The sequence below is a fragment of the Fervidicola ferrireducens genome (assembly GCF_001562425.1).
GTDB classification, from domain to species: domain Bacteria; phylum Bacillota; class Thermosediminibacteria; order Thermosediminibacterales; family Thermosediminibacteraceae; genus Fervidicola; species Fervidicola ferrireducens.
On the sequence record NZ_LOED01000010.1, the window covers coordinates 33,286 to 58,805 of the forward strand.

Genomic DNA, 25,520 nt, shown 5'->3' on the forward strand with positions numbered 1-25,520 from the left:
ATCATGAAAGTGAAGGGGGCTTGATAGGTTAAAAATACAAAGGTTTTATCGAACGTCAAACTATACAATTCCTTTTGGGAGGGGTTTTAATGAACGGCCGAAAGATTTTAGCAATAGCCCTTGTGCTGGTGCTTATGGCGGCCGTACTGGCGGGTTGCTCCGGTAATAAAGGCCAGCAGCAACAAAACCAGCAGGGGCAACAACCGTCCGGTGAAGAGAAACTGAAGGTCGGGCTCGTCTTTGATGTGGGCGGACGCGGAGACCTTTCCTTCAACGACAGTGCCTACGCCGGGCTGGAAAGGGCGGCAAAGGACTTTGCCGACAAGATCGAAGTGGAATACAGGGAGCCCTCGGCGGGCGGTCAGGACCGGGAGCAGCTCCTGAGGCTCCTTGCGGAAAACGGCTTTGACCTGATCTTCGGCGTGGGATTTCTTTTTACAGAACACATCCAGAAAGTGTCCCAGGAATTTCCGGATGTAAAATTCGCCCTTATCGACGGCGCGATTGACGGCCTTGACGAGAATTCCAACGTGGCGTGCCTACTCTTTAAAGAGCATGAGGGATCCTTCCTTGTAGGAGCCGCAGCGGCGATGAAGTCCAAAACCGGCAAGATCGGGTTTGTGGGCGGCATGAAGTCGCCTCTTATTGAGAGGTTTGAAGTGGGCTACATGGCAGGTGCCAAGTACGTCAATCCGAATATTGAAATTTATTCCGATTACATAGGAACTACAGGAGACGCTTTTAAAGATCCGGTGAAAGGCAAGGAGTTGGCCCTCAATCAGTTTAAGAAAGGCGCCGACGTGGTATACCATGCATCGGGAGCTTCGGGTGTGGGCGTTATAGAAGCTGCTGCAGCCGAGAAGAAATTTGCTATAGGGGTAGATTCCGACCAGTCTCTGAGTGCCACTGAAGAGCAAAGACCGTATATACTTACCAGCATGCTTAAGAGGGTTGACGTAGCAGTATATGAGACCATCAAGTCTATGGTGGAAGGTAACTTCAAGGGCGGGTACAAGGTGTTTGGCCTTGCTGAGGATGGTGTAGGCTATGCGGAGAATGATTACAACAAAGAGCTCATAGCCGACATTAAGCCCAAATTGGAGGAAATAAAGGAGAAAATAATAAAAGGTGAAATCAAGGTGCCGGTAGACAAAACTGAGTACAATGAATTTCTGAAGAGTAACTTTAAATAATAGCCGCGGGGGTGGCATTGACCGTGTCACCCCCTCTTTGCAATCCCCGAACGGAGGTGTTACGTTGGATAAGGCTGTTGTTTTGAGGGGAATAACCAAGCGCTTTCCGGGAATTGTGGCTAATGACAGGATAGATCTGGAAGTTGAAAAAGGAGAAATTCATGCCATTGTGGGCGAAAACGGTGCGGGGAAGAGCACTCTTATGAAAATCCTTGCCGGGATCTACCAGCCCGATGAAGGTGAGATTTACATTTTCGGGAAAAAAGAGAGGATAACTTCTCCCGGCCGGGCGATAGAGCTCAAGATAGGCATGGTCCATCAGCATTTTATGCTGGTCGATCGTTTTACGGTGCTAGAAAACATAATCTTAGGCGCCGAGAAGAGGCTGGGAATTGCCCTGGATGAAAAAAAATGTCGCAAGGCGGTAGAAGAACTGCTATCCCTTTATAATTTTTCCCTGAATCTGGATGCCCGGGTGGAAGAAATATCGGTGGGCCAGGCGCAAAGGGTTGAAATATTGAAGGTTCTTTATAGAGGCGCTGACATTCTCGTGCTGGATGAACCCACAGCGGTGCTGGCACCCCAGGAAGTGAAAGAACTTTTTAACAACCTGCGGAGATTGAAGAGTGAGGGGAAAACTATTATTTTCATCAGCCATAAACTGGATGAAGTGCTAGAAATCGCCGACCGCATAACCGTCTTGAGGCGCGGCCGGGTAGAGGGCACCGTTCTGCCGTCTCGGGTGACCAAGGAAGACCTAGCGCGGATGATGGTAGGCAAGCCTGTCATGATGAAGTTGGATAAAGAACCGGTCAATGCAGGCGATGTGCTCCTTTCTATAAAGGATCTGGTTGTGAAAGAAAGCTCAGGAAAACCTGTGGTAAACGGCGTTTCTCTGGAAATTCGGGGTGGGGAAATTTACGGTATAGCCGGCATTGAAGGGAACGGCCAGAAAGAGCTGGCTGAGGCAATAATCGGTTTGCGGGAAGCTTCATCTGGAAGGATAAAGGCATGTGGAAGGGATATTACCGGGCTTTCAATAAAGGAGATAAGGGATCTGGGGGTTGCCTTCATTCCCGAAGATAGACACCGGCAAGGTCTCGTGTTGCCGATGAAGGTGTGGGAAAATATGATACTGGGGTACCACACTAAGAAGGAATTTTTGAAAGGAAAATCCCTGAATCTTAAAGCTATTCGGAGGTTTACCAAAAATAAGGTCGAAGAATATGGGGTCAGGCTGAGTTCCATCGAGCAGCCTATTGAAGGTCTGTCCGGCGGCAATCAGCAGAAGGTTATACTAGGTCGGGAACTTTCTCGGGAACCGAAGGTAATAGTAGCTTCTCAGCCCACCAGGGGGCTTGACGTAGGGGCTGCCGAATTCGTGCATAGGGAGCTTTTGAAAATGCGCAAAAAGGGCAGGGCAATCCTACTCATTTCCGCCGATCTGGAAGAGGTGCTATCTATCGCCGACAGGGTGGGCGTAATGTACAACGGCAAGATAACGGCGGAGTTCAGGCCAGAAGAAGTGACCTCGGAAGATATAGGAGTGTACATGCTGGGGGGAGATGTAAAGGCGGGTGAAGGAAAATGAAGAAAGGATATTATATAATTTTACTTAGGGTACTGGCGCCGGTTCTGGCAATAGTACTTTCGGCACTCATGAGCTCTATTGTGATTCTCGCCATCGGCAAAAGTCCATTGCAGGTCTTTTATACCATGTTTAAATTCAGCTTGAGCAGGCTGGACAGTGTCGCCATAATGCTTTATAACGCGACGCCGCTAATCTTTTCAGGCCTTGCCGTTTCCATAGGATTCCGAATGGGGCTTTTTAACATAGGTGTAGAAGGCCAGTACCTTATAGGGGCCTTTTTGGCAGCCCTGGCTGGATTTTCCATAAAGGGATTGCCGGCGGTCATACACCTTCCTCTCGTCATTCTGTGCGGGGCCCTTGGTGGAATGCTGTGGTCCTTTATACCGATCTTCCTCAAGGTAAAAAGGGGGGTTCATGAGGTAATAAGTACGATAATGCTGAACTACATTTCCTACTCCCTTATCCACTACCTTATTGCCGATGTATTTATCGACAAATCCCAGAAGCTGATACAGGGGCTAGGCAGCATCTTAGCAAGGACGCCTAAGCTGAGTCCGTCGGCCATGATGCCGAAACTTCACGGCTTTCTTGGACTTTTCGGCTTACAGCTCCCGAGGCACGTGTACCTGAACTGGCTTTTTCCACTGGGAATTTTGACAGCGGCACTGGTATATTATCTTTTAATGTATACTCCTTTCGGTTTTGAGTTGAGAGCGGTGGGGCAGAACCGGGAGGCGGCTAGAACGGCGGGGATCGAGCCCGAGCGGGTATATGTAATTGGTTTTTTGTTGAGTGGGGCCCTGGCCGGTCTGGTGGGGCTCTCGGACCTTTTGAGCTATTTCGGATACATGGATATGGATTTCCCCCGGAACTATGGGTTTGACGGGATTGCTGTAGCGCTAATTGCGCAAAACCACCCTTTGGGCATAATCTTTTCTGCAATACTCTTCGGTTTCCTGAAAAGAGGTGCCGAAGGGATTCAAACATTGATGGGCGTGCCCAGGGAAATGGTATCAATCCTACAGGCCTTGATGATAATGTCTATAGTGGTGATTGCGAAACTCATGAACGATTACATTAAGCGTCTTGAGAAAAAGGAGGAGATGATGGTATGTTCTTCGGAGAACTCCTCGCCTCCAGCTTGAGGATGGCGGTGCCCATCCTGCTTACCGCCCTCGGGGCTGTTTTTACAGAAAGATCCGGTGTGGTCAATATAGGCCTGGAAGGTATGATGATAGTGGGTTCCTTCTGGGGCGCTCTTGGAGCGTATTATTACGGTCCGTATTTCGGCTTGCTCCTTGCGATGGCTGCGGGCATGTTCATGGCATTGATTCACGCGATAAACACGGTTACCTTTCGCGTAGACCAGGTGGTGAGCGGTGTGGCCATAAACATACTGGCGTACGGGAGTACTCGTTTCTTGAGCTTGGCCATATTTAATATGGCTACCACTAGCCCCCACGTATCAGGCCTCCCCAAGATAAACATACCAGTGCTTTCCGGCATAGAGTTTCTGAAGCCACTAGTTACTGACGTATCCCCCGTTATAATACTGGCTTTGGTTTTAGTCCCAATCTCGAGTTTTGTCATAAACCGGACGGTGTTCGGCCTCAGACTCCGGTCTGTGGGGGAAAATCCCCTGGCGGCTGATACCTTGGGCATTAATGTTTTCAAAATGAAATATGCCGGCGTGCTTTTGAGCGGCATTCTGTCAGGCCTTTCCGGTGCGTACTTGGCCCTCGAGCACACGGGTATGTATGTGGAGGGGATGACCCAGGGACAGGGATTTATCGCACTGGCAGCCATGATTTTCGGCAACTGGGAACCGAAAGGAGTGCTTTGGGCCTCACTGCTTTTCGGTTTTTCCGAGGCATTGAGCTTCCGAGTGGTAGAAGGGGGAGTGGTACCATACCAATTCGTAAAAATGATCCCCTACGTATTGACACTCCTGGTGCTGACCGGTGTTGTCAAAAAATCCACCGGCCCTGCGGCGAGCGGAGTCCCTTACGAGAGGGGGTTGAAATAAAATGGAGGATAAATGTGTTCCCACGAGATACGAAATTGCCGTTAAAAAAATCAAAGAAATGATATTAAACGGAGAATTGAAGGAAGGCGAAAAACTTCCCTCCGAAATAGAATTTTCAAGGACGCTCGGCGTAAGCCGGGCAACCCTCCGGGAAGCCTTCCGCATCCTGGAGGACGAGGGGTTGATAAAAAGGTACCACGGCGTTGGAACCTTCGTTTCCAAAATACCATTCATAAAAAGCGGGATGGAGGAACTCGCCAGTATAACCAAGCTCATCGAAAGGCAGGGCATGAAACCCGGTACCACCGATGTAGTCATAAAAAAGGTCCGGCCTAGCGAAAAAGAAGCTGCCATGATGGGTATTTCCCAGGAAGAAGAAATCTACAGGGTTGAAAGGGTCAGGACCGCCGACGGAGTTCCGGTGCTCTTTTGCATAGACCGGATACCCGCCAGGTTCGTAAAAGGAGAGTTCAAGCTGGAAAAGGAATCGCTTTTCGATTACCTCCAGGAAGACCTCGGCATATATATATCCTACGCCGTCTCGGACATACTGCCGGTGGAGGCAAAGGTGGCCGGCGTGCATAAAAAGCTGAACATGAAATCCAGGTCAGCCGTGGTTCTGCTTTTAGAACAACTCCACTACGATGAAAATGACAATCCCATTTTTTATTCCTCCAATTTCTTTTCGCCTGAAAAATTCAGGTTTTACATTGTTCGCAGGAGAAAATAGGAGGTTTTTTGCGGTGGATGAAAAGCTTTTGATAAAAAAGGCTGTAAAAGCCATGGAAAACGCCTACGCTCCCTATTCCGGATTCAAGGTGGGGGCGTGCGTTTTAACTTCCGACGGCACGGAATTTACGGGCTGCAACATAGAAAACGCTTCCTTTGGGCTTACTGTGTGCGCCGAGCGGGTGGCGCTCTTTAAGGCGTACTCCGAGGGGAAGAGGGATATAATTGCCCTGGCGGTGGCGGCGGACGTGGATGAGCCGGTTTCGCCCTGCGGCGCCTGCCGTCAGGTAATGATGGAACTTTCGCCCGACGCTCTCGTTATACTTTCCAACAGGGATGGTTCGAAAGTGATGCGCACAGGCCCAGGGGAACTCCTGCCGTACGGCTTTAAACTCTGATTTTGAAGGGAGGGAGCCCCTATGTTTTTCGTCCCAGAACTTATTGAAAAAAAGCGAAACGGAGGAAAACTTTCAAAAGAAGAAATCCGCTACCTGGTGGAAGGGTACGTAAAAGGAGAAATTCCCGACTATCAGATGGCCGCCTTTTTGATGGCGGTGTACTTTAGGGGTATGGACGAGGAGGAAGTGACTGAACTTACCCTTTCGATGGCCCGGTCCGGGGAAATGGTGGACCTTTCGGCCGTAGAAGGAATAAAGGTGGATAAGCACTCCAGCGGCGGGATAGCCGACACCACCACCCTGGTGCTGATTCCCCTTGCCGCGTCGGTCGGGGTAAAAGTAGCGAAGCTTTCCGGACGGGGCCTCGGCCACACCGGCGGGACCATAGATAAGCTGGAGTCGATACCGGGATTCAGGACTGAATTTTCAAAAGAAGAATTTGTTGAGATGGTAAACGAAGTGGGTGCAGCCATCGGCGGTCAGTCGAAAGACCTGGTCCCGGCGGACAAAAAGCTCTATGCCCTCAGGGATGTGACAGCTACCGTGGATTCCATACCGCTCATTGCATCTTCCATCATGAGCAAGAAAATAGCAGGCGGTGCGGATAAGATAATCCTTGATGTAAAATTCGGCAAAGGCGCCTTTATGAAAAAATACGAGGATGCCGTGGAACTTGCAAGGACCATGGTGAAAATAGGGAATCTCGCTGGAAAGCCTACGGTGGCGTACGTTACGGACATGGACCAGCCCCTCGGGATGGCCATTGGAAATGCCCTGGAAATCATAGAAGCGGCGGAAACCTTGAAAGGCCGGGGACACGAGGACCTTTTGAACCTTTCGCTGGAATTCGGCGCGGAGATGATGGTGCTTTCGGGAATTGAAACCGATAGAGAAAGGGCCAAAGAAAAACTCAACGAAAGCATAAAAAGCGGAAAAGCTATTGAAAAGTTCAAGGAAATAATAAAAAGGCAGGGAGGCGACCCGGAAGTAGCGGAAGATTATTCGCTGCTTCCCCAGGCTAGATTCCGGCACGAGGTAATGCCCCGAGAGGAAGGCTGGATAGAAAGCATAGACGCTTTAAGACTCGGACTTACTGCCATGAAACTCGGCGCCGGCCGCCAGAAAAAGGACGACAAAATAGACCATTCGGTGGGGATATGGCTCGGTGGCAAAGTCGGAGACCGGGTGGAAAGAGGAAAACCCCTTGCGGTGGTATACGCCAACGATGAAGAAAAGCTCGGATGGGCATTGGAGGAAGTGCGGAAAGCTTTCCGGCTTTCTCCTGAAAAGGTGGAAAAGAGAAAGCTAATATGGGCGAGGATTACTGCAGAAAATATGGAGGAGTTTTGAAAAGCGGGGGATGGAAGATGGCGGTAAAAAGGGCGATACTTATAGTGCTGGACAGCGTCGGAGCCGGAGAGCTTCCCGACGCTGCCTTATACGGCGACGAAGGCAGCAATACCTTGGCCAATACGGCAAGAGCTGTCGGAGGACTGGATCTGCCTAATCTGCAAAAAATGGGCCTGGGAAATATAATCGAGATTGAGGGAGTGCCGCCAGTGGCAGAACCGGAGGCCTCGTACGGCAAGGCGGCGGAAAGGTCCGCCGGAAAGGACACCACCACAGGCCACTGGGAAATTGCGGGGATAATCTTGGAAAAACCCTTCCCCGTTTATCCCCACGGATTTCCTCCCGAAGTGATGGAAGAATTCGAACGGAGGATAGGCACAAAGACATTAGGTAACAGGCCGGCTTCCGGTACGCAGATAATAAACGAGCTCGGCGAGGAGCATATGAAGACCGGGTATCCCATCGTTTACACTTCCGCCGACTCGGTTTTCCAGATAGCCGCCCACGAAGAGGTTATACCGCTTGAAAAGCTGTACGAAATGTGCATGATTGCCCGGGAAATATTAAAGGGCGACCATGCGGTATCCAGGGTCATAGCAAGGCCTTTCGTCGGCACTCCCGGAAACTTTGTGAGGACCTACAACCGCAGGGATTTTTCTCTGAAACCGCCGCAGGAAACCCTGCTCGACAAGGTGAAAAAAGCCGGGATGGATGTTTTCGCCGTGGGGAAGATATGGGACATATTTGCGGGGCAGGGGATTACAAAGGAATACCACACCGAAGGGAACATGGACGGAGTTGACAAGGTGCTCCAGGCCATGGACGAGATGGAGCGGGGACTTGTCATAGCAAACCTCGTTGACTATGACATGCTTTACGGCCACAGGAACGACCCGCAGGGGTACGCCAGGGCTCTTCAGGACTTCGACGGAAGGCTGCCGGAGATTATGGAGAAACTCAAAAGCGACGATGTGCTCATCCTGACGGCGGACCACGGCTGCGACCCGACAACGCCGAGCACCGACCATTCTAGGGAATACGTGCCAGTTTTAGTTGCCGGAGACGGGATTAAAAAGGGAGTGAATCTAGGCATCCTTTCGACATTTTCGGATATCGGCCAGACCGTAGCCGACCTCCTGGGGTGCGAAAAGCTCCCCAACGGAAGGAGTTTTAAGGGGAAAATTATTGCTGATTCCTATATACCTTAAGATTTTGAAATAGCCGATACTGAGTCAAATATTGAGGAGGCGGAGTTTTGAGCTAACGGGATAGATCGGATTTTCATATGGGAAACAGGTGCTTAAATACCGCCTGCTGGGAATAGGCGCTTCTTGAAAAAAGCAGGGAAAATAGCTCAGGTTCGAGCTCGGCTGGTTGGCTGTTGGCTGGGCTTGAGAAGCGGAGGTGAATAACTTATGAGTTACTACGGTGAACTCAAAAAGTCAGCCGAATACATAAAATCCCGCGTGATGTTGCAGCCCGAAATCGGCGTTATACTCGGCAGCGGCCTTGGGGATTTTGCCGACGGGCTGGAGGAAAGGGTGGTGATACCTTATGCCAAAATACCAGGATTTCCGGTCTCTACGGTAAAAGGGCACAAGGGGAATTTGGTCTTCGGCAGGGTAAGCGAAAGGACCGTGGCGGTGATGCAGGGCAGGTTTCACCTTTACGAAGGTTATCCGGTGGAGAAGGTGGTATTCGGTGTAAGGGTAATGGGGCTTCTGGGCATAAAGGTTCTGATAGTGACCAATGCTGCAGGGGGAATATCGGAAAATTTGAGCCCGGGAGACCTAATGGTGATTAAGGACCATATAAACATGACGGGGGAAAACCCGGCGGCTGGGGAAGAAATCCCCGAACTAGGGCCCAGGTTCTTTGATATGACTTTCGCCTATGATGCGGAGCTTAGGGAAAAAGCAAGGCTGGTGTTCAAAGAGGCCGGCCTAGAATACAAGGAAGGGGTGTACGCCTTCATGAAAGGCCCCTCCTACGAGACGCCAGCTGAGATAAGGATGCTCCGAACAATAGGGGCCGATGCGGTGGGCATGTCTACTGTTCCAGAGGTCATCGCAGCCCGGCAGATGAGAATAAGGGTCCTGGGGATTTCATGCATCACCAATATGGCAGCCGGGATCCTGGATAAACCCCTGTCCCACGGGGAGGTCCTTGAAGTATCCGAGAAGGTAAGGGATAAATTCGTAAGAGTCCTCTATGGCGTTATCGATAAAATATAATTTTCGAATTTTGGAAGTGAAAAAAAATGAATGCTAGGTTATTAAAACTGGGACTTGTGCCATATTTAAAAGGCAAGGAGCTCCAGCTCAAAGCCGTGGAAGCCGTAAAGTCGGGGCTTGCCGACATGATCCTGATAACCCTGCAGCACCCGCCGGTTTACACCATAGGCAGGGCCGGCGGTTACGAAAACCTGCTGGTGCCGCTGGAGGAGCTTAAGAAGATTGCTGAAGTGTATGAGGTAGAGCGGGGCGGCAATATTACCTTTCACGGGCCGGGGCAGATAGTGGCCTATCCCGTGGTGAACCTGAATAAGTGGGAGAAAGATGTCCACCTTTTTGTGGACAGATTGGAAGAGGCCGTGATAAGGCTGCTGGCCGATTACGGAGTAATGGCAGGTAGGAAGCCGAAGTACACCGGCGTTTGGGTGGGCGATGAGAAGATATGCGCGATAGGCATCGCCGTTAGGCGCTGGGTGACATGGCACGGCATCGCTTTCAACGTCAACACCGACCTTACGTATTTCGGCAGGATATTCCCCTGCGGAATAAAGGAATTCGGCGTAACATCCCTGGAAAAGCTGGGGATTAAAGAAGATCTGGAAAAGGTGAGAGAGAGGTTGATCGGTAAATTCGAGGAAGTGTTCGGCGTGAGGTTTGAAGAAATCGACCAAAACAGGCTTGAATCAATGGCGGGAGGATTGGAAAAATGAAAAAACCCGAATGGCTGAAAGTCAAGGTAAACCCGGCGGAATTGAAGCATATGGAGGAATTTTTAAAAACGGTAAAACTAAACACCGTGTGTCAGAGCGCCCACTGTCCCAATATGGGAGAGTGTTTTTCCCGAAGAACCGCCACCTTCATGATAATGGGGAATATCTGCACGAGAAATTGCAGGTTCTGTGCGGTTGAAAAAGGGCATCCTGCCCCCCTCGATGAGGATGAGCCCAGGAGAGTTGCCGAAGCTGCCAGAGCCCTGAAGTTGAGGCATGCGGTGGTAACTTGTGTGACCAGGGATGACCTACCCGATGGTGGCGCATCGCATTTTGCAAGGACCGTTAGGGAACTCAAGAAGATCCCTGGCCTTACAGTAGAAGTGCTTGTGTCCGACTTCCGGGGAGATGAAGGGGCTATAAGGACGGTGGTTGAATCCAAACCCGATGTTATAAATCACAATCTTGAGACAGTACCCAGGCTTTACCCAGCGGTAAGACCTATGGCCGATTACGAAAGGTCGCTGTTCCTTTTGAAAAAGGTCAAGGAGCTCGATCCAGCGATCTACACCAAGTCAGGAATAATGGTGGGGCTGGGGGAAACCGAAGAAGAAGTAATCGGCCTTATGAAGGACCTAATTGGCGTTGGCTGCGATATGATGACGATAGGCCAATACCTCAGGCCTTCCTCAAGCCACATAGCGGTGGTGGAATACGTTACACCGGAACAGTTCGAGAGGTACCGAAAGATCGGCTACGATCTTGGATTCAAATACGTGGCGTCGGGCCCGCTGGTCCGGAGCTCATATAATGCAGCGGAGGGCATGGATACGGTAAACGAATCGGGCTTCCGTTAAAAACGGAAGCCCTGTTTTTATCGCTTGCGAGACTTTCCCCATGGGCATCGGGAAATGCATGTGCCGCACCCCATGCCCGGGCTTATGTGCCCGGGGGATAGTGTACCGCGGTCCGGAAATCTTATTTACCGGCGGTGAAGGGCTCGGCATAGGGAAGTTGAAAGATGAATATTATTTACCAGAAAACCAAAATATTTAAAGGGTTTGGAAGGAGGATTTCCAGGATGAAAAAGAAGGTCCTCGCTTTTTTGCTGGTGGTGTTGATGATAACGGCAGTTTTGGCCGGCTGTTCCGGTCCTAAGAACCAGTCAACGCCCCAAGAAGGTGCCGGAGGAGAAAAAAGCGGGGGGATTTTGAACGACTATTTTGAAAGCGACCCCAATGGTTTTGACGTGCAGGAAAGCACGCTCATAGTGTCGTACCACCTGGCACGCCATATTTACAGCACACTTTTGAGGTACAAGGGCGATACCTTGGAACTCGAACCGGAGCTTCTCGCCAAGATGCCGGAAATTTCGCCCGACGGGAAGACTTACACTTTCGAACTGAAAAAGGGGATAAAGTTCCACGACGGCACCACGGAGCTTGTGGCCGATGACGTGAAGTTCACCATCGAGCGCATGCTCGACCCCAAAGGAAAAGGGATGAGCAAGTGGCTCTTCGAGCCCATTTTGGGTGCAAAAGCTTTTATGGAAGGCAAAGCAAGCTCCATTGAAGGCTTCAAAAAGATAGACGACTATAAATTCCAGATTATTTTGGAAAAGCCCTACGCGCCCTTCCTGCACAATCTCGCCGTACCGGCGGCTTCGATATACTCGGAAAAACTGGTGAAAGCCGCCGGAGACAACTGGAGGTTGAATCCCGTTGGAACCGGGCCTTTCAAACTGAAAAGCTACGTTCCGAACACCGAAATAGTGCTGGAGAAAAACCCGTATTATTTCGAAGAGGGCCTGCCGCGCCTTGAAGGCATCCATTACAGAATCGTTCCCGATGCCACCACGGCGCTCATGGAATTCGAAAACGGGACCCTTGACGTATGCCTCATACCCGTCAACGAATATCAGAGGATAAAGGATTCGGGTAAGTACGAAATTTTAGAAGGCGTTGCCCTCAACACCTATTACTTCATCATGAACCTGAGCGACCCCATGTGGTCCGATGTGCGATTGAGGAAAGCGGTGGCTATGGCCATAGACAAGGAAAAATTGGTTGAAGCCTTATACGGTCCGAGGGGTACCGTGGCCAAGAGTTTTGTTACCCCGGGAATCCCAGGGGCCTACGAGCAGGGGACGGGACCAGCTTACGAGTACAATCCTGAGGAAGCTAAAAAACTTGTAAAAGAGTTGGGAAATGTCGGAAAACTCCAGGCGTGGCAGTGGGGCGGCGAACGGATAAGCGACGCGAACGTGGCAATCCAGGCTATGTTGAAGGAGGTCGGGCTTGACCTTGAAATAACCATCATGGAAAGTGCTGCATTCAGACAAGCAAGGAGTGAAGGAAAGATACCGGCATCCTACGGCAACTGGTGGGCGGACATTCCCGACCCCGACAATTACCTTTATACTTTCTTTGCCAGGACCAACCAGATGTCTTCAGGTTATAAAAACAAAGAAATCCAGGACCTTTTGGAAAAGGCGCGCTACGAAGTGGACATGGAAAAGAGGAATGAGCTTTACAGGAAAATAGAAGACACCATAATCAGGGAAGACGTAGCGATAGTACCGCTTTTCCATTTAAAGAACTTGCTTGCCACCCAAAAGAACGTGAAAAACATCATTCTGCACCCCACGGGGGTCAACATCTACACCTACGCTTACAAGGAATAGAATGTAAGTTCTTGTAAAGGGCAAAAAGCGGGGAAAGATGAGGAAATCCCATCTTTCCCCTGCTTTTAAAGAGGAGGTGCAAACTTGGCAGGTTATATCGTGCGAAGGCTCATCATGGCCTTGCCTGTGCTGGTTGGAGTATCCCTCATCACCTTTATCCTTTTGAATGTCGTCCCCGGCGATCCGGTTTTGGAGATGATGGGAAAACACGTGGACCCCCTTACCCTGGAAAAGGTAAGGGAGCAGCTGGGGCTCAACGACCCGCTTTACGTCCAGTTCGGCCGGTTTTTGTTTAATGCGTTAAGAGGAGACCTGGGAAAATCTTTTAAGACCGGCCAGCCGGTGACGCAAATGATAATGGATACCTTTCCAACGACGGTGAAGCTGGCCCTCTCTTCGGCTTTCGTTGCGATAGTTTTAGGTATTACCGTAGGGATAATTTCGGCAGTAAAGCAGTACTCATTTTTTGACCATGCCGCGATGATAACGGCCCTTGCCGGAATCAGCGCCCCGATTTTTTGGGTTGCGGTGGTGGCTCAGCTCGTATTCGGCCTTCAGCTGAAATGGCTTCCCATATCCGGGTATTCATCGCCGAAGCACATGATTTTGCCGGCGGTGGTGCTGGGAATCAGGTTCGCCGCATCTATAGCCCGTTACACCAGGAGTGCCTTTCTGGAGGTTATAAGGCAGGACTTTATAAGGACCGCGAGGGCCAAGGGATTGGCGGAAAGAGCTGTTATCTTCGGCCACGCCCTGAAAAATGCCATGATACCCGTGGTTACGATAATAGGCATGCAGATAAGCGGGCTTTTGACCGGTTCTTTGCTCACCGAAACCATTTTTGCAATCCCAGGCCTCGGTCGCCTTTCTATCTGGGCTTTGTCCAACAGGGATTTTCCTCTAGTGCAGGGTATCGTGCTTTTTACGGCGGTGGTCTTCGTAATCGGAAACCTTATTGTGGATATATCTTACGCTTTTTTGGACCCGAGGGTCAGGCTGCAGTGAGGGGGAAGGACAATGGACAAAACTTTGCATTCAAAAAGTGCCTCCCTTTGGGGCGATGCGTGGCGCCGTCTTAAGAAAAACAGGCCCGCCGTCGCCGGCCTCGTGGTGATAATAGTTTTAATCATTGTTGCCGTTATGGCGCCGGTAATTTCTCCGGCCGACCCGATAAAGACCGACCTTCCCAACAGGCTCAAACCTCCGGGTGCCCCATCGGCCATCTGCAAAAACGGCGTTTATATCCTAGGCTCCGACGAATTTGGCAGGGACATACTTTCCAGAGTAATTTACGGAACGAGGATTTCTCTGAGCGTGGGCATAATATCCCAGGCCATTGTCACGGTAATCGGGGTCACCATGGGCGCGCTGGCGGGCTATTACGGCGGCATGATGGATATGCTGGTCATGCGAACTGCCGATATCCTTTTTGCTTTTCCGGAGCTGCTCTTTTATATCGGGGTAATGTTCGCTTTAGGCCCAAGTATTTACAACATCTTCATCGCCCTTGCGTTGATAGGTTGGGCGGGGGTGGCAAGACTGGTCCGTAGCCAAGTGCTCTACCTCAGGGAGATGGAATACGTGGAGGCCGCCCGGGCTCAAGGGCTTTCCGATGCCAGGATAATATTGAGGCACATTCTGCCGAACTGCATGGGGCCCATCATCGTATCCGTCACTATGGGGATTCCCGGGGCCATACTTTCAGAAGCCACTTTGTCCTTCCTGGGGCTCGGGGTACAGCCTCCAACTCCCAGCTGGGGCAACATGATTTACGCCGCCAGGGCGTACATGCTTTCAAATCCCTGGTACTCAGTATGGCCGGGTATCGCAATAATGGTGACTGTGTTCGCCTTCAATCTACTGGGGGACGGCCTTCGCGACGCTTTGGACCCCAGGTTAAAGCGTTAAAAGGCGGGTTGTTATGAAAGGAAAAGTTCTTCTCATGCTCGTATTTATATCAGCAATGCTTATTGCAGGGGGGTGTGGTGGAAAATTGAGCGGTGAAAGGGTTTTGAACGATGAACAGGTGCTTCAAGAGGCGGAAAAAATCGTGGAGGAAATCCGGAGGGAATTTAAAGTAGACTCAAGGGAAACGGTTTACGAGGTTACCTTGGTCGTAAGCGGAGGCCGGTTGAAAGTCGAGGGCAGGGCAAGCGACGGTCAACTAAAGAACGAGCTTTTATCAAGGCTTTCCGGAATAAGAGGGGTCACGGTGGAGGATAATATAGAACTATTGCCGCCCGAAACCATGGGTGAAAGGGTATATGCGGTTGTGAAGGTACCTGTGATGAATCTGGGGGTAAAACCGGGGTCGGCGGATGGGAAAAATACGGTCACCCAGGCCCGGATGGGAGATATATTGAAGCTTTTGGACGAAAAGGACGGCTGGTACCTTGCAAAAATGGAGGACGGATACTTGGGATGGGCGGAGGGCGGCAAACTGTGGATGGTCGACAAAGATTCCCTTTCGAACTACCTTTCAGGGAAATTTGCACTGATAACGGCTAAAAAAACTGCTCCTCTTTCAAGCGCGGAAGGGGGAAGGGTTTTCGGAGAGGACCTAGTGCGGGGCTCCGTGCTGCCTTTTATAACTGAAGAAGGGGACTTTGCGCGGCTCATGGTGCCCGGAGGCGGAGACGTCTACGTAAGGGCTAGGGATGTACAGGTATTTTCTTCTAGAGAAGAAGTTTTTTCCAGGAAAAAGGGAGCGGATTATGTGATTTCCGTAGCAAGAGAGTACATTGGCCTTCCCTATCTTTGGGGAGGTACCACTTCTTACGGCTTTGACTGTTCCGGTTTCACCCAGTTTTGTTTTAAAATGGGCGGGTATTTTTTGAAGAGAGATGCAGATATGCAGTTTTCGCAGGGGGAGCCGGTATCGAAGAGAGAGGACCTAAAGCCGGGGGATTTAGTGTTTTTCGAAACCTACAAGCCGGGGCCTTCCCATGTGGGAATTTACATTGGTGATATGAAATTCATTCATTCGGGCAATTCGGGTGTAGCAGTTAACAGCTTTGACCCAAAAGATCCCGAATACTCGCCGGTACTGGACCAAAAGTATCTGGGGGCTAGAAGGGTAATCCCCTGATGGGAGTGATTGTGTGGGAAAAAGGAAACTTTTAGAAATTAAAGACCTTACGGTAAAATTTTTCACAGAAGACGGGACGGTTAATGCGGTGGAAAGGGTGTCTTTCGACATAGAAAAGGAAGAAACTCTGGGAGTGGTCGGGGAGTCGGGCTGCGGCAAATCCGTCACGGCACTGAGCGTAATGCGTCTTCTTCCCTCCCCTCCTGCTAAAATCACATCTGGAAAGATACTTTTCGAAGGGGAGGATTTGCTTTCAAAGTCCGAAGCCGAAATGAGAAGGATTAGAGGCAACCTTATTTCCATGGTGTTTCAGGAACCCATGACTTCCTTGAATCCGGTTTTTACGATAGGTCACCAGATCTCCGAAGCGATCGTTTTACACCAGAAGCTTTCGAAAAAAGAGGCCAGGGAAAGGGCTATAGAAATGCTAAGATTGGTGGGCATACCGAATCCCGAAAAAAGATACTGGGAATATCCCCATCAGCTTTCGGGAGGCATGCGCCAGAGGGTAATGATCGCCATGGCCCTGTCCTGCAGTCCGAAGCTTTTAATCGCCGATGAGCCTACCACCGCGCTGGATGTGACAATCCAGGCCCAGATACTGGACCTCATCGAAAGGTTAAAAGAAAAGGTGGGTATGAGCGTGCTCATGATAACCCACGACCTTGGAGTTATCGCTGAAATGGCAAAAAGGGTCGTGGTGATGTACGCGGGGCAGGTGGTGGAGGAATCGCCGTGCGAGGACATCTTTGAAAATCCGCTTCACCCATACACCGCCGGGCTTTTGAAGTCCATCCCCAAACTTGAAGGAAAAAAATCCAGGCTCCACGTTATAGAAGGCAACGTCCCCAACCCCCTTAATTTTCCCTCCGGCTGCCGCTTTCACCCGAGGTGCTTTGAGGCCAAAAAAATCTGCGGGGAAAAGATGCCTTCCCTTGTGGAAGTTGAAGGAAACCGAAAGGTCAGGTGCTTCATGAGAGGGTCTTTCCCCGAGGAGGTGCTGGCGATTGAAAGAGCAGGTCGTAATTGAAGTGCAGGACCTCGTCAAGTGGTATCCCGTGAAAGTCGGTATATTGCAGAAAGTGGCAGGTTACGTCAAGGCCGTGGACGGAGTGAGTTTTTCCATAAAAAGGAGCGAAACTTTAGGCCTTGTGGGGGAAAGCGGATGCGGCAAAACCACCACCGCCAGATGCATGCTCCGGCTTACGGAACCGACAAAAGGTCGCATATTCTTTGAAGGAAAGGATATTATGAAATTCGACAGGGAGAGCATGAGGAAACTCAGGCCCAGGATGCAGGTCATCTTCCAGGACCCCTACAGTTCCCTAAATCCGAGGCTGACCGTCAAGGAAATAATAGGCGAGGCCCTCACCTTTCACGGTATCGCCCGGGGGAGGGAACTGGAGGACAGGGTTGGGGAACTTTTAAAGATGGTGGGACTTTCTCCCCAGCATATAAAAAGGTTCCCCCACGAGTTTTCGGGGGGACAGCGGCAGAGGATAGGCATAGCAAGGGCCTTGGCCACGAACCCGGACCTTATTGTTTGCGACGAGCCAGTCTCGGCCCTGGATGTTTCAATCCAGAGCCAGATATTAAATCTACTGGAGGACCTTCAGGAAAGGCTGGGCGTGTCCTATCTTTTCATCGCCCACGGGCTTAATGTGGTAAAACACATATCCCACAGGGTGGGGGTGATGTACCTCGGGAAGTTAGTAGAGATAGCGGATAGCGAGGAAATTTATAAAAATCCGCTTCATCCCTACACCCAGGCGCTTATTTCCGCGATTCCCATCCCCGACCCCAAAAGGAAAAGGGAAAAGATACTCCTGGAGGGTGACGTGCCGAGTCCCATCAATCCGCCGGAAGGATGCCGGTTTTGGACAAGATGCCGCTATGTGATGGATATATGCAGGCATGAAGAACCGGAACTTTTGGAAAGCGCACCGGGGCACAAGGTGGCCTGCCACCTGTATAAATGTTAGGAATCGCCTAATATCGTTTTCTTATAAAGAACCTGTTCAAGATCACGCCGCCGACAAACCCGCCTATATGCGCCCACCAGGCAACTCCGGAAACCGCCGTGCCTCCTATCACGGAGTATGCGGTGCCGTAATAGAGCTGGGTCAAAAACCAGAGGAAAAGGTAAACGACGGCAGGGATGTGAACGAATAAGGGCAATATAAAAAAGGTGGGGATCAATGTTATTATCCTGGCCGTCGGGAAAAGCACGAAGTACGCACCCATTACACCGGCGATAGCTCCGGAGGCACCCACCACCGGGACGGGCAGGAGGGGGTTGAAGACAAGGTGGGTGATACCGGCGATGATCCCGCTGATGAGATAAAATATCAAAAACCTTACATGACCCATTCGGTCCTCCACATTGTCGCCGAAAAGCCACAGAATCCACATGTTGCTTATAAGATGCCACAAATTGCCGTGTAGAAAGGTGCTCGTGATGAATGGATAAAGGTCGTCTAAGGAAAGCGCAGCCCCGGTTACGAATAGTTTGGTTATTTTGGCCGGTATGAGCCCGTATTTGTATAAGATTTTTGCGAAAACCACGGGGTGGTTTCCGGCGGAGATGTAAAAGACCAGTGAATTTAAGATTATGAGCAGGACCGTTACGAGAGGCGGTCGCCTGCTTTCGATGTTATCCCTTAGTGGAATCATTTTCATCACCTTCCGTATGTTGCTGTAGTATTTATTATATCTTATTATATGTTTAAAAGAAATCCGGAGTTTTCCCCTTATGAGGTTGGTAGATCCGGCTTTGAAGGGCGGGTCTAATTTTTTTGCCCAGGAAGAAAATAAAAAAATTTAGACAAAAGGAATTTCAGATTTTGTGTAGAATATAGTAAAACCATAAATGTTCACATACAAACAACAAATGTACGTATATAGAAGACAATTTGAACAAATTGTCGTCATCATGATATCAGTCAGTTGAGGCGGAGCATAAAATGTATATTGACACTATTTTTTATTTAAAATACAATACTCTTAATATTAATCAATGTGATGAGCAGCGCTGTTCATCAAAGTAACGAAATTAGATTCAAGGAGGAATGCAAAATGAAAACCTACAATGTAGCTGTAGTGGGTGCTACCGGCGCGGTGGGACGAACTATGCTGAAAATTCTAGAGGAGAGGAATTTCCCCGTGAAAGACATTTTGCCCCTTGCGTCATCCCGGTCGGCAGGACAGAGAATAGAGTTTTCGGGAAAGACCTATGAAGTTGAAGAAGCAAAACCTTCAGCCTTTGAGGGAATCGATATAGCCCTTTTTTCGGCCGGAAAGGACATAAGCCTGAATCTGGCACCGGAAGCCGTAAAAAGAGGTGCTGTGGTGATAGATAACAGCAACGCCTTTCGAATGGAGCCGGAGGTCCCCCTGGTAGTTCCCGAAGTAAATCCCCAGGACCTTAAAAAGCACAAGGGCATAATAGCCAATCCAAATTGTTCCACAATCCAGATGGTGATGGTTTTAAAGCCGATTCACGATAGAGCCCGGATAAAGCGGGTTGTGGTTTCCACATACCAGGCGGTTTCCGGAACGGGACTCGAAGCCATAGAAGAGCTGAAACTCCAGACCAAGCAGGTTCTGGAAGGCCTGAGCCCCAGCCCGGAGGTTTATCCCCATATAATAGCATTCAACCTTCTTCCGCACATCGACGTGTTCGACGATTCCGGTTACAGCCTGGAAGAATGGAAGATGGTGAGAGAAACTAAAAAGATAATGGGCGATGACAGCATAGCCGTTACGGCTACCACGGTGAGAGTCCCCGTTTTTAACTGCCATTCGGAATCGGTGAACATAGAAACTTGCGAGAAAATTACAGCTGAAGAAGCCCGGGCCATTCTTGCCAAAGCTCCCGGAGTGGTGGTCATGGACGATCCGAAAAACAAAATATATCCGATGCCCGCCTACCTTTCGGGCAAAGATGAGGTATTCGTCGGCAGGATAAGGGAAGATTTTACCGTTCCCTGCGGCCTTAACCTCTGGATTGTGGCCGACAACCTGCGAAGGGGTGCGGCTTACAATGCGGTAAAAATAGCCGAATGCCTGGTGGAATATAATCTTATATAAAACGCTGACAAGAGGTGGCTTGAAATGAGGATAGTGGTTCAGAAATTCGGCGGCACGTCGCTGGCCACTCGCGATGCGAGAAAATTGGTGGTAGAGCGCATCATAAAGACGAAAGAAGAAGGATATTCACCGGTGGTTGTGGTGTCGGCCATAGGGCGAAAGGGAGACCCCTACGCCACAGACACGCTTCTTTCCCTTCTGGATGAGACGGGAGGATATGCGCCCGGCAGGGAAAAGGACCTTCTCATCTCCTGCGGCGAGGTTATTTCGGCGGCACTCATCGCGTCGCTGCTTGCTGCAAGGGGATATAAAGCCAGAGCTTTTACAGGAGGTCAGGCCGGAATAATAACCGACGACAATTTCGGGAATGCCATGATAAAAGAGGTAAAAGCGGATGCATTGCTGGATGCTATTAAGCAGGGATGCATCCCCGTTATTGCCGGTTTTCAGGGTATCACCGAAAACGGTGATGTGACGACCCTGGGAAGGGGCGGCAGCGATACGACCGCAGCGGCTCTGGGTGCGGCCCTCGGAGCGGAGTGGGTTGATATCTTTACCGATGTGGAAGGAATTATGACGGCGGACCCCAAAATAGTGAAGGGAGCTCACATCCTGGAAACGATTACTTATCAGGAAGTTACGGAAATGGCCTACAACGGTGCAAGGGTAATACACCCCAGGGCGGTGGAAATAGCAATGCAGCGCAACATTCCATTGAGGGTCAGGTCCACCTTTTGCGACTCCCCCGGTACGCTCATCACCTGCAAGCCCTGCTGGATTTCCGAGAGGCTTGTCACAGGCATAGCACATATCCCCCATCTTGCGCAGGTAGTGATAAAGGTTTCCCAGGACCGGGATGAGCAGGAAAAAATATTCGATACCCTTGCGAAGGCCGGCATCAGCATAGATCTCATCAACGTATTTCCGGGGCTAAAAGTGTTTACCATAAAAGAAGATCAGGTAAAAAGGACGGTGGAAGAACTTGAAAAGATTGGTATAATTCCGCAGGTCACGAAAAGCCTCACCAAGGTAACCGTAGTGGGAGTAGGAATGCGGGGGGTTCCGGGAGTGATGGCAAGAATAGTAAAGGCCCTTGAAAGGGAAAACATAGAGATTCTTCAGACTTCGGATTCAAACTCCACCATATCGTGTCTTGTGCGCAGTGAGAACGCAGAAAGGGCTATAACCGCACTGCACGAAGAATTCGAGTTGTGATAAAATTGAAGTGAACGCACTTTACGATTGGAGGGCTTTGTAAATGTACTGGGATTTTCCGGGAGAAGAAAATACTGAAAATACCCTTGCCGTGGTGAAAAAAGCGGTAAAAGAAAGGAATATAAGGCACGTGGTGGTGGCATCCACGGAAGGCCGCACCGCTAAGGCTTTCTTCGAGGCAAATTTGGGAGTGAATCTGGTGGTGGTCACCCATGTGTGCGGATTTTCCAGGCCCGGTGAAATGGAGTTTCCCGAGGATTTGAGGCAAAGGCTGTTAAATTCCGGAGTGAAGGTCCTCACCACCACCCACGTGCTTTCGGGAGCAGAAAGGGGTATCAGCCGGAGGTTCGGCGGGGTCTATCCGGTGGAGATTATAGCCAATACTTTGAGGATGTTCGGCCAGGGAGTTAAAGTCTGCGTTGAGATAGCGACGATGGCCCTGGACGCGGGGATGATACCTTACGGCGAGGATGTAATCGCCGTCGGCGGAACCGGGACGGGGGCGGACACCGCCATAATCATCAGACCCTCCCACGCCGCCAGCATTTTCGATACATGGATTTCCGAGATACTGTGCAAGCCGGCAAAAAGGAAAAAGGAATCATAAAACCCCATTCCCGGGCAGGGAATGGGGTTTTTACTTACGTAACTCCTCTCAGGCAACTTCTTTTTTGAGTTCCCCTTCCGTTGCGGCCACCACCACGGACCCAGCAATGTCGCCGGTGACGTTGATGCAGGTTCTCGCCATGTCGAGGATGCGGTCTATTCCACCGATGATGGCTATTCCTTCCAGAGGAAGTCCTACCGACTGCAATACCATCGTCAGCATTATGAGGCCCGCACCGGGAACTCCGGCAGTTCCTATGGAAGCTAATGTGGCGGTAAGCACTATCACCATCTGCTGGGAAAGCGTAAGGTCTATCCCGAACACCTGGGCCACGAAAAGGGCGCAAACCCCCTGGTAGAGGGCCGTGCCGTCCATGTTGATGGTGGCCCCAAGCGGCAGCACAAAACTGCAAATGGATTTAGAAACCCCCAGGTTCTTTTCGGAACTTTCCATGGTGACGGGAAGGGTTGCCGAACTGCTGCTGGTGGTAAAGGCCATAACCATTGCCGGAGCTGCACCCTTAAAAAATTTAATCGGGCTCATCCGCGCAAACAACCAGACCAGAGTCGAGTAAACCAGCCCGGCGTGAAGGGCGCAGCCTAGATATACCGTGATAATAACCTTCAAGAGTGGAAGGAGAACAGCCGGCCCGTTTGCAGCTACTACCGGCACTATGAGGGCGAATACGCCGATGGGCGCGTATTCCATGATTATTGCTACTATTTTGTAGCTGATTTCGGCAAGGCTGTCGAAGAAGTTTAAGACCGGCTTACCCTTTTCGCCCACAAAGGTTATGGCTATTCCGATGAATATGGCGAAAACTATAATCTGCAGCATGTTTGCGTCCACCATGGCCTTTACCGGGTTGGTGGGGACGATTCCCAGCAGGGTTTCAACGATAGAGGGGGCTTTGCTCACTTCCACCTTGGCATCGTGCGGCAAAGTCATCCCCAATCCGGGGTCTAAAATATTTCCCAATATTAATCCCAAAGTTACGGCAAATGCCGTCGTCAGAAGATAGTAAGCAAGGGTCTTGATTCCGATTCGGCCCAGTTTTCCTACATCGCCGGTGCTGGCGGCACCCACCACCAGCGATGAGAGCACCAGGGGCACTATTATCATTTTGATTAAGTTGAGGAAAAGGTCCCCGAAGGGCTTGATGTAAGTTGATGCGGTCCCGGGAGAGGAAGTGAAAAAGAGGCCGACGATAATACCGAGTACAAGGCCTATTAAAATTCTTGTGGTAATGCTTAACCTTTTCACTTATTTCCCTCCTCAATCGTATTTTTTAGAAAAAATAGTTTTGAAAGCGCCAGGATCAATTGAAAAGGAAAATTTAGATATCGACGATATCTTCAAAGGTAGCGTCAAGAGGGGTTTTCGGTGCCGCAGGCACTTTGGACCATCGAGTCCAGGACCTCCCTGGTGACCTGGCCTTCGACGCGGGACTTAATTACTCCGTCTTCGCCCACCAAAAACGTCGTGGGGACCCCCCGTATGAGGTAGGACCGGACGGTCTCGGCCTTTTCGTCCAGTAAAACCTTAAAGGTGTATCCCTTGTTTTCAATGTAAGTTTGGACTTTGTCGGCGTTTCTATCGAGGTTTATCAAAAGGACCTCCACGTTCTCGGGCTTTGAGCGGTAAAATTCTTCGAAGTCGGGCATTTCGGCGAGGCAAAAGGAACAGTTGAGCGACCAGAAGTTGAGCACCACCGTTTTCCCTCTGAAGTCCGAAAGGCGGACCGTTTTGCCGGATAAGTCTTTCAGTTCAAAATCGGGGGCAGGGTAGCCTTCATAAGGGTTGGTTTCGGTTTTGGTATCTGCGTTTTCATCTTTTAGCGTCTGACACCCTGCAAGGCTGAAAACGGTGAGGAATGCTAGGACCAGAAAAAGCAGGGCTTTTTTCTTTTTTGAAGGCAATTGTCACACCTCCGCTAAAGTAATCCGAAAAACAAAATTGCCCCCATCAATATCAGGATGCCTCCCGCTGCTTTCTGGAAAAGAGGCATACCGCGGCGAATTTTGGGCATTATACTCGTAATTTTTTCTGCAACCAGTGCCAGCAGTAAAAAAGGAAGCCCTAAACCTGCAGAAAAGACCGAAAGCAGAAAGGCGCCCGAAACCGCATGCTGGGTGCTCCCTGCGGTGAGGAGGACCGAGGCAAGGACGGGACCCAGGCATGGCGTCCAGCCCAGGGAAAAGGAACACCCCATGATGAAGGCGGAAAGAGGAGTAATTTTGTGAAAATGAAAATGCAGCCGTTTTTCCCTCATCAAAAGAGGGATTTGAAATCCGCCGACCAGAAAGACTCCGAAAAATACGACGAAAACCGAAGCGATTTTTGAAAGTAAAAGGCGGTTTACAAGGAGAAACCGGCCCAAGGCTGTTGCGGAAAGCCCGAGCAAGATGAAAATCAGCGAAAATCCGGAAATAAAACCCACGCTGTTTGTTATTAAGGTTACCTTTTTGTCCTGAGCGCGGATATCCCCTCCCGCCAGAATAGAAAAGTATAAAGGCAGAAGCGGCAGGGTGCAGGGAGAAAAAAAGGAGAGAATACCCGCAAGAAAGACGGTCCACGTGCCTATCTGGCTGATTTGAGACATCAAAAAAGCCCCTCTCAGCAGTTGCTTACATAAAAATTATAACATATTACCGGCATTTTTACATTACTGCGATTATTGTTGCAAAGTTTTAATCGTCGGCAATGATAAAAAAGTATTAAAGGAGCGAATAGTATTACTTGCCAAAGCAATTGCTACTATAGAAATAGACCGATGAGACCTTTTTACCATTTTTAAAAAATACCCCGAAAAACAAAAACCGGTGTCGTATTTTTGTAATAGGACAAGAAATTAAAGAGGAGGAGGGATTCTCGATGAAGAAATTAGCTTTTAAAGGTCTTGCACTTGCGCTGGTGCTGCTTTTTGTGCTTTCCGCGGCTGCGGTAGCTATGCCAAAACAGAAGGTCGAAAAAGCGAAGGTAAAGAGCGAGGTTCAACTGAAACAGGAAAAAGAATTGAGAAATAGAGAGATTACAAAGACAAAGACGGCGGAAGCTGTAAAAGCGGCGGTTAAGGAATTTAAGGGCAAAGTAGTGCTTAACAAAAAGGAAATGAAGTTCGATGTTCCGCCGGTGATAAAAGAAGGAAGAACCTTGATTCCGGTGAGGGCCATAATGAATGGTTTTGGTGCGACGGTTACGTGGGATGAAGTGTCTAAAGCGGTTTACGTGGAAAACGGTGATGTAAAAATAACGATTGTGGTGGGGAGCCTCACAGTCTACGTGAACGATAAACCCGTCACGCTGGACGTGCCGGCCCAGATAATAAATAGCAGGACTTTCGTTCCTTTAAGGTTTTTAAGCGAAGCACTGGGCAAGAAAGTGGATTACGATGAAAAGACCGGCGACATAACCATTGAGGAAGGACAAGAGGAAGTAGAGGATGATTTAGACGAAGCAGAGTTGAATGAAGAAGTGGAAGACGCGGCTGCAGCCGAAGAAAATGCAGGCAGCGAGCAGGACGAAGGGGTCCAAGATGAAACCAACGATTTGGAAAACGAACAGCAAACAAACAACGAAGAATAATAAACCGGACATCCCCGCTTAA

Annotated in this window: 25 protein-coding genes; 21 read left to right on the top strand and 4 right to left on the bottom strand. The window is 50.0% G+C overall.

Going from position 1 to position 25,520, the window contains the following annotated elements; translation table 11 throughout:
• Positions 1 to 89: 89 nt before the first annotated feature.
• The 17 genes from AN618_RS05350 (at position 90) to AN618_RS05430 (ending at position 17,984) form a co-directional block, all read left to right on the top strand.
• Positions 90 to 1,193: a BMP family lipoprotein gene (locus AN618_RS05350; RefSeq protein ID WP_066352953.1), complete on the top strand. Its 1,104-nt coding sequence runs from the start codon at positions 90 to 92 to the stop codon at positions 1,191 to 1,193.
• A gap of 64 nt (positions 1,194 to 1,257) precedes the next feature.
• The gene (locus AN618_RS05355) at positions 1,258 to 2,784 is read left to right on the top strand and encodes an ABC transporter ATP-binding protein (RefSeq protein WP_066352954.1); all 1,527 of its coding nucleotides are present in this window, start codon (positions 1,258 to 1,260) and stop codon (positions 2,782 to 2,784) included.
• Positions 2,781 to 3,929 (top strand): ABC transporter permease, encoded by a 1,149-nt coding sequence (locus tag AN618_RS05360; protein WP_066352955.1) that lies wholly within the window; start codon positions 2,781 to 2,783, stop codon positions 3,927 to 3,929. Before AN618_RS05355 ends, AN618_RS05360 begins: the two co-directional genes overlap by 4 nt.
• Positions 3,896 to 4,810: an ABC transporter permease gene (locus tag AN618_RS05365; protein WP_066352957.1), complete on the top strand. Its 915-nt coding sequence runs from the start codon at positions 3,896 to 3,898 to the stop codon at positions 4,808 to 4,810. Before AN618_RS05360 ends, AN618_RS05365 begins: the two co-directional genes overlap by 34 nt.
• Position 4,811: 1 nt before the next feature.
• Positions 4,812 to 5,540 (top strand): GntR family transcriptional regulator, encoded by a 729-nt coding sequence (locus AN618_RS05370; protein WP_066352958.1) that lies wholly within the window; start codon positions 4,812 to 4,814, stop codon positions 5,538 to 5,540.
• A gap of 13 nt (positions 5,541 to 5,553) precedes the next feature.
• Positions 5,554 to 5,937 carry a cytidine deaminase gene (locus AN618_RS05375; RefSeq protein ID WP_066352959.1) on the top strand — a complete coding sequence of 128 codons (384 nt, stop codon included), beginning with the start codon at positions 5,554 to 5,556 and terminating at the stop codon, positions 5,935 to 5,937.
• Positions 5,938 to 5,958: 21 nt separating this feature from the next.
• Entirely contained in the window at positions 5,959 to 7,287 is a 1,329-nt protein-coding gene (locus AN618_RS05380; protein ID WP_066352961.1) for a pyrimidine-nucleoside phosphorylase, read from the top strand.
• 17 nt (positions 7,288 to 7,304) lie between these two features.
• Positions 7,305 to 8,495: a phosphopentomutase gene (locus AN618_RS05385; protein WP_066353000.1), complete on the top strand. Its 1,191-nt coding sequence runs from the start codon at positions 7,305 to 7,307 to the stop codon at positions 8,493 to 8,495.
• A gap of 207 nt (positions 8,496 to 8,702) precedes the next feature.
• A complete protein-coding gene (locus AN618_RS05390) occupies positions 8,703 to 9,521 on the top strand; it encodes a purine-nucleoside phosphorylase (protein WP_066352963.1) in 819 nt (272 codons plus the stop codon).
• Between the two features lie 26 nt (positions 9,522 to 9,547).
• Positions 9,548 to 10,231 carry a lipoyl(octanoyl) transferase LipB gene (gene lipB, locus AN618_RS05395; RefSeq protein WP_066352965.1) on the top strand — a complete coding sequence of 228 codons (684 nt, stop codon included), beginning with the start codon at positions 9,548 to 9,550 and terminating at the stop codon, positions 10,229 to 10,231.
• Positions 10,228 to 11,088, top strand: a complete 861-nt coding sequence (gene lipA, locus AN618_RS05400) for a lipoyl synthase (RefSeq protein WP_066352967.1) — start codon at positions 10,228 to 10,230, stop codon at positions 11,086 to 11,088. Before lipB ends, lipA begins: the two co-directional genes overlap by 4 nt.
• Positions 11,089 to 11,312: 224 nt before the next feature.
• On the top strand, positions 11,313 to 12,914 hold the full coding sequence (locus AN618_RS05405) for an ABC transporter substrate-binding protein (RefSeq protein WP_066352969.1): 1,602 nt from the start codon (positions 11,313 to 11,315) through the stop codon (positions 12,912 to 12,914).
• 84 nt (positions 12,915 to 12,998) lie between these two features.
• Entirely contained in the window at positions 12,999 to 13,919 is a 921-nt protein-coding gene (locus AN618_RS05410; protein ID WP_187694886.1) for an ABC transporter permease, read from the top strand.
• Positions 13,920 to 13,931: 12 nt separating this feature from the next.
• Positions 13,932 to 14,822 carry an ABC transporter permease gene (locus AN618_RS05415; protein ID WP_066352970.1) on the top strand — a complete coding sequence of 297 codons (891 nt, stop codon included), beginning with the start codon at positions 13,932 to 13,934 and terminating at the stop codon, positions 14,820 to 14,822.
• Positions 14,823 to 14,835: 13 nt separating this feature from the next.
• Positions 14,836 to 16,002, top strand: a complete 1,167-nt coding sequence (locus AN618_RS05420) for a C40 family peptidase (protein ID WP_066352972.1) — start codon at positions 14,836 to 14,838, stop codon at positions 16,000 to 16,002.
• A 13-nt stretch (positions 16,003 to 16,015) separates the two neighbouring features.
• On the top strand, positions 16,016 to 17,032 hold the full coding sequence (locus AN618_RS05425; protein ID WP_066352973.1) for an ABC transporter ATP-binding protein: 1,017 nt from the start codon (positions 16,016 to 16,018) through the stop codon (positions 17,030 to 17,032).
• Positions 17,010 to 17,984, top strand: coding sequence for an ABC transporter ATP-binding protein (locus AN618_RS05430; protein ID WP_066352974.1), 975 nt, complete (start codon positions 17,010 to 17,012; stop codon positions 17,982 to 17,984). The genes AN618_RS05425 and AN618_RS05430 overlap by 23 nt, the downstream gene beginning before the upstream one ends.
• A gap of 7 nt (positions 17,985 to 17,991) precedes the next feature.
• Here AN618_RS05430 and AN618_RS05435 read toward each other — a convergent pair whose 3' ends face one another.
• Positions 17,992 to 18,675, bottom strand: coding sequence for a rhomboid family intramembrane serine protease (locus AN618_RS05435; protein WP_066352976.1), 684 nt, complete (start codon positions 18,673 to 18,675; stop codon positions 17,992 to 17,994).
• A 402-nt stretch (positions 18,676 to 19,077) separates the two neighbouring features.
• Between AN618_RS05435 and AN618_RS05440 the strand changes: the two genes are divergently transcribed.
• The 3 genes from AN618_RS05440 to AN618_RS05450 are packed head-to-tail and all read left to right on the top strand — an operon-like array spanning position 19,078 to position 21,913.
• The gene (locus tag AN618_RS05440) at positions 19,078 to 20,091 is read left to right on the top strand and encodes an aspartate-semialdehyde dehydrogenase (RefSeq protein WP_066352977.1); all 1,014 of its coding nucleotides are present in this window, start codon (positions 19,078 to 19,080) and stop codon (positions 20,089 to 20,091) included.
• Between the two features lie 24 nt (positions 20,092 to 20,115).
• Entirely contained in the window at positions 20,116 to 21,306 is a 1,191-nt protein-coding gene (dapG, locus tag AN618_RS05445) for an aspartate kinase (protein ID WP_066352978.1), read from the top strand.
• 43 nt (positions 21,307 to 21,349) lie between these two features.
• Complete coding sequence (locus AN618_RS05450; RefSeq protein WP_066352979.1) at positions 21,350 to 21,913, top strand: pyruvate kinase alpha/beta domain-containing protein; 564 nt, start codon at positions 21,350 to 21,352, stop codon at positions 21,911 to 21,913.
• 48 nt (positions 21,914 to 21,961) lie between these two features.
• On the opposite strand, the gene AN618_RS05455 is transcribed toward AN618_RS05450, so the two are convergent.
• The 3 genes from AN618_RS05455 to AN618_RS05465 all read right to left on the bottom strand — a co-directional run bounded on the left by AN618_RS05455 (position 21,962) and on the right by AN618_RS05465 (position 24,515).
• On the bottom strand, positions 21,962 to 23,176 hold the full coding sequence (locus tag AN618_RS05455; protein ID WP_066352980.1) for a dicarboxylate/amino acid:cation symporter: 1,215 nt from the start codon (positions 23,174 to 23,176) through the stop codon (positions 21,962 to 21,964).
• Between the two features lie 104 nt (positions 23,177 to 23,280).
• Positions 23,281 to 23,832, bottom strand: a complete 552-nt coding sequence (locus AN618_RS05460) for a TlpA family protein disulfide reductase (RefSeq protein WP_066352982.1) — start codon at positions 23,830 to 23,832, stop codon at positions 23,281 to 23,283.
• 14 nt (positions 23,833 to 23,846) lie between these two features.
• Positions 23,847 to 24,515, bottom strand: a complete 669-nt coding sequence (locus AN618_RS05465) for a cytochrome c biogenesis CcdA family protein (RefSeq protein WP_066352983.1) — start codon at positions 24,513 to 24,515, stop codon at positions 23,847 to 23,849.
• A gap of 272 nt (positions 24,516 to 24,787) precedes the next feature.
• Between AN618_RS05465 and AN618_RS05470 the strand changes: the two genes are divergently transcribed.
• Positions 24,788 to 25,498, top strand: coding sequence for a copper amine oxidase N-terminal domain-containing protein (locus AN618_RS05470; protein WP_066352984.1), 711 nt, complete (start codon positions 24,788 to 24,790; stop codon positions 25,496 to 25,498).
• The last annotated feature ends 22 nt before the right edge of the window (positions 25,499 to 25,520 follow it).

Bases quoted from the DNA above. Each gene is read 5' to 3' on its own strand.
- AN618_RS05350 (WP_066352953.1), top strand. From the start codon at position 90: ATGAACGGCCGAAAGATTTTAGCAATAGCCCTTGTGCTGGTGCTTATG.
- AN618_RS05360 (WP_066352955.1), top strand. From the start codon at position 2,781: ATGAAGAAAGGATATTATATAATTTTACTTAGGGTACTGGCGCCGGTT.
- AN618_RS05365 (WP_066352957.1), top strand. From the start codon at position 3,896: ATGTTCTTCGGAGAACTCCTCGCCTCCAGCTTGAGGATGGCGGTGCCC.
- AN618_RS05370 (WP_066352958.1), top strand. From the start codon at position 4,812: ATGGAGGATAAATGTGTTCCCACGAGATACGAAATTGCCGTTAAAAAA.
- AN618_RS05380 (WP_066352961.1), top strand. From the start codon at position 5,959: ATGTTTTTCGTCCCAGAACTTATTGAAAAAAAGCGAAACGGAGGAAAA.
- AN618_RS05385 (WP_066353000.1), top strand. From the start codon at position 7,305: ATGGCGGTAAAAAGGGCGATACTTATAGTGCTGGACAGCGTCGGAGCC.
- AN618_RS05390 (WP_066352963.1), top strand. From the start codon at position 8,703: ATGAGTTACTACGGTGAACTCAAAAAGTCAGCCGAATACATAAAATCC.
- lipB (WP_066352965.1), top strand. From the start codon at position 9,548: ATGAATGCTAGGTTATTAAAACTGGGACTTGTGCCATATTTAAAAGGC.
- lipA (WP_066352967.1), top strand. From the start codon at position 10,228: ATGAAAAAACCCGAATGGCTGAAAGTCAAGGTAAACCCGGCGGAATTG.
- AN618_RS05405 (WP_066352969.1), top strand. From the start codon at position 11,313: ATGAAAAAGAAGGTCCTCGCTTTTTTGCTGGTGGTGTTGATGATAACG.
- AN618_RS05415 (WP_066352970.1), top strand. From the start codon at position 13,932: ATGGACAAAACTTTGCATTCAAAAAGTGCCTCCCTTTGGGGCGATGCG.
- AN618_RS05420 (WP_066352972.1), top strand. From the start codon at position 14,836: ATGAAAGGAAAAGTTCTTCTCATGCTCGTATTTATATCAGCAATGCTT.
- AN618_RS05435 (WP_066352976.1), bottom strand. From the start codon at position 18,675: ATGATTCCACTAAGGGATAACATCGAAAGCAGGCGACCGCCTCTCGTA.
- AN618_RS05440 (WP_066352977.1), top strand. From the start codon at position 19,078: ATGAAAACCTACAATGTAGCTGTAGTGGGTGCTACCGGCGCGGTGGGA.
- dapG (WP_066352978.1), top strand. From the start codon at position 20,116: ATGAGGATAGTGGTTCAGAAATTCGGCGGCACGTCGCTGGCCACTCGC.
- AN618_RS05450 (WP_066352979.1), top strand. From the start codon at position 21,350: ATGTACTGGGATTTTCCGGGAGAAGAAAATACTGAAAATACCCTTGCC.
- AN618_RS05465 (WP_066352983.1), bottom strand. From the start codon at position 24,515: ATGTCTCAAATCAGCCAGATAGGCACGTGGACCGTCTTTCTTGCGGGT.
- AN618_RS05470 (WP_066352984.1), top strand. From the start codon at position 24,788: ATGAAGAAATTAGCTTTTAAAGGTCTTGCACTTGCGCTGGTGCTGCTT.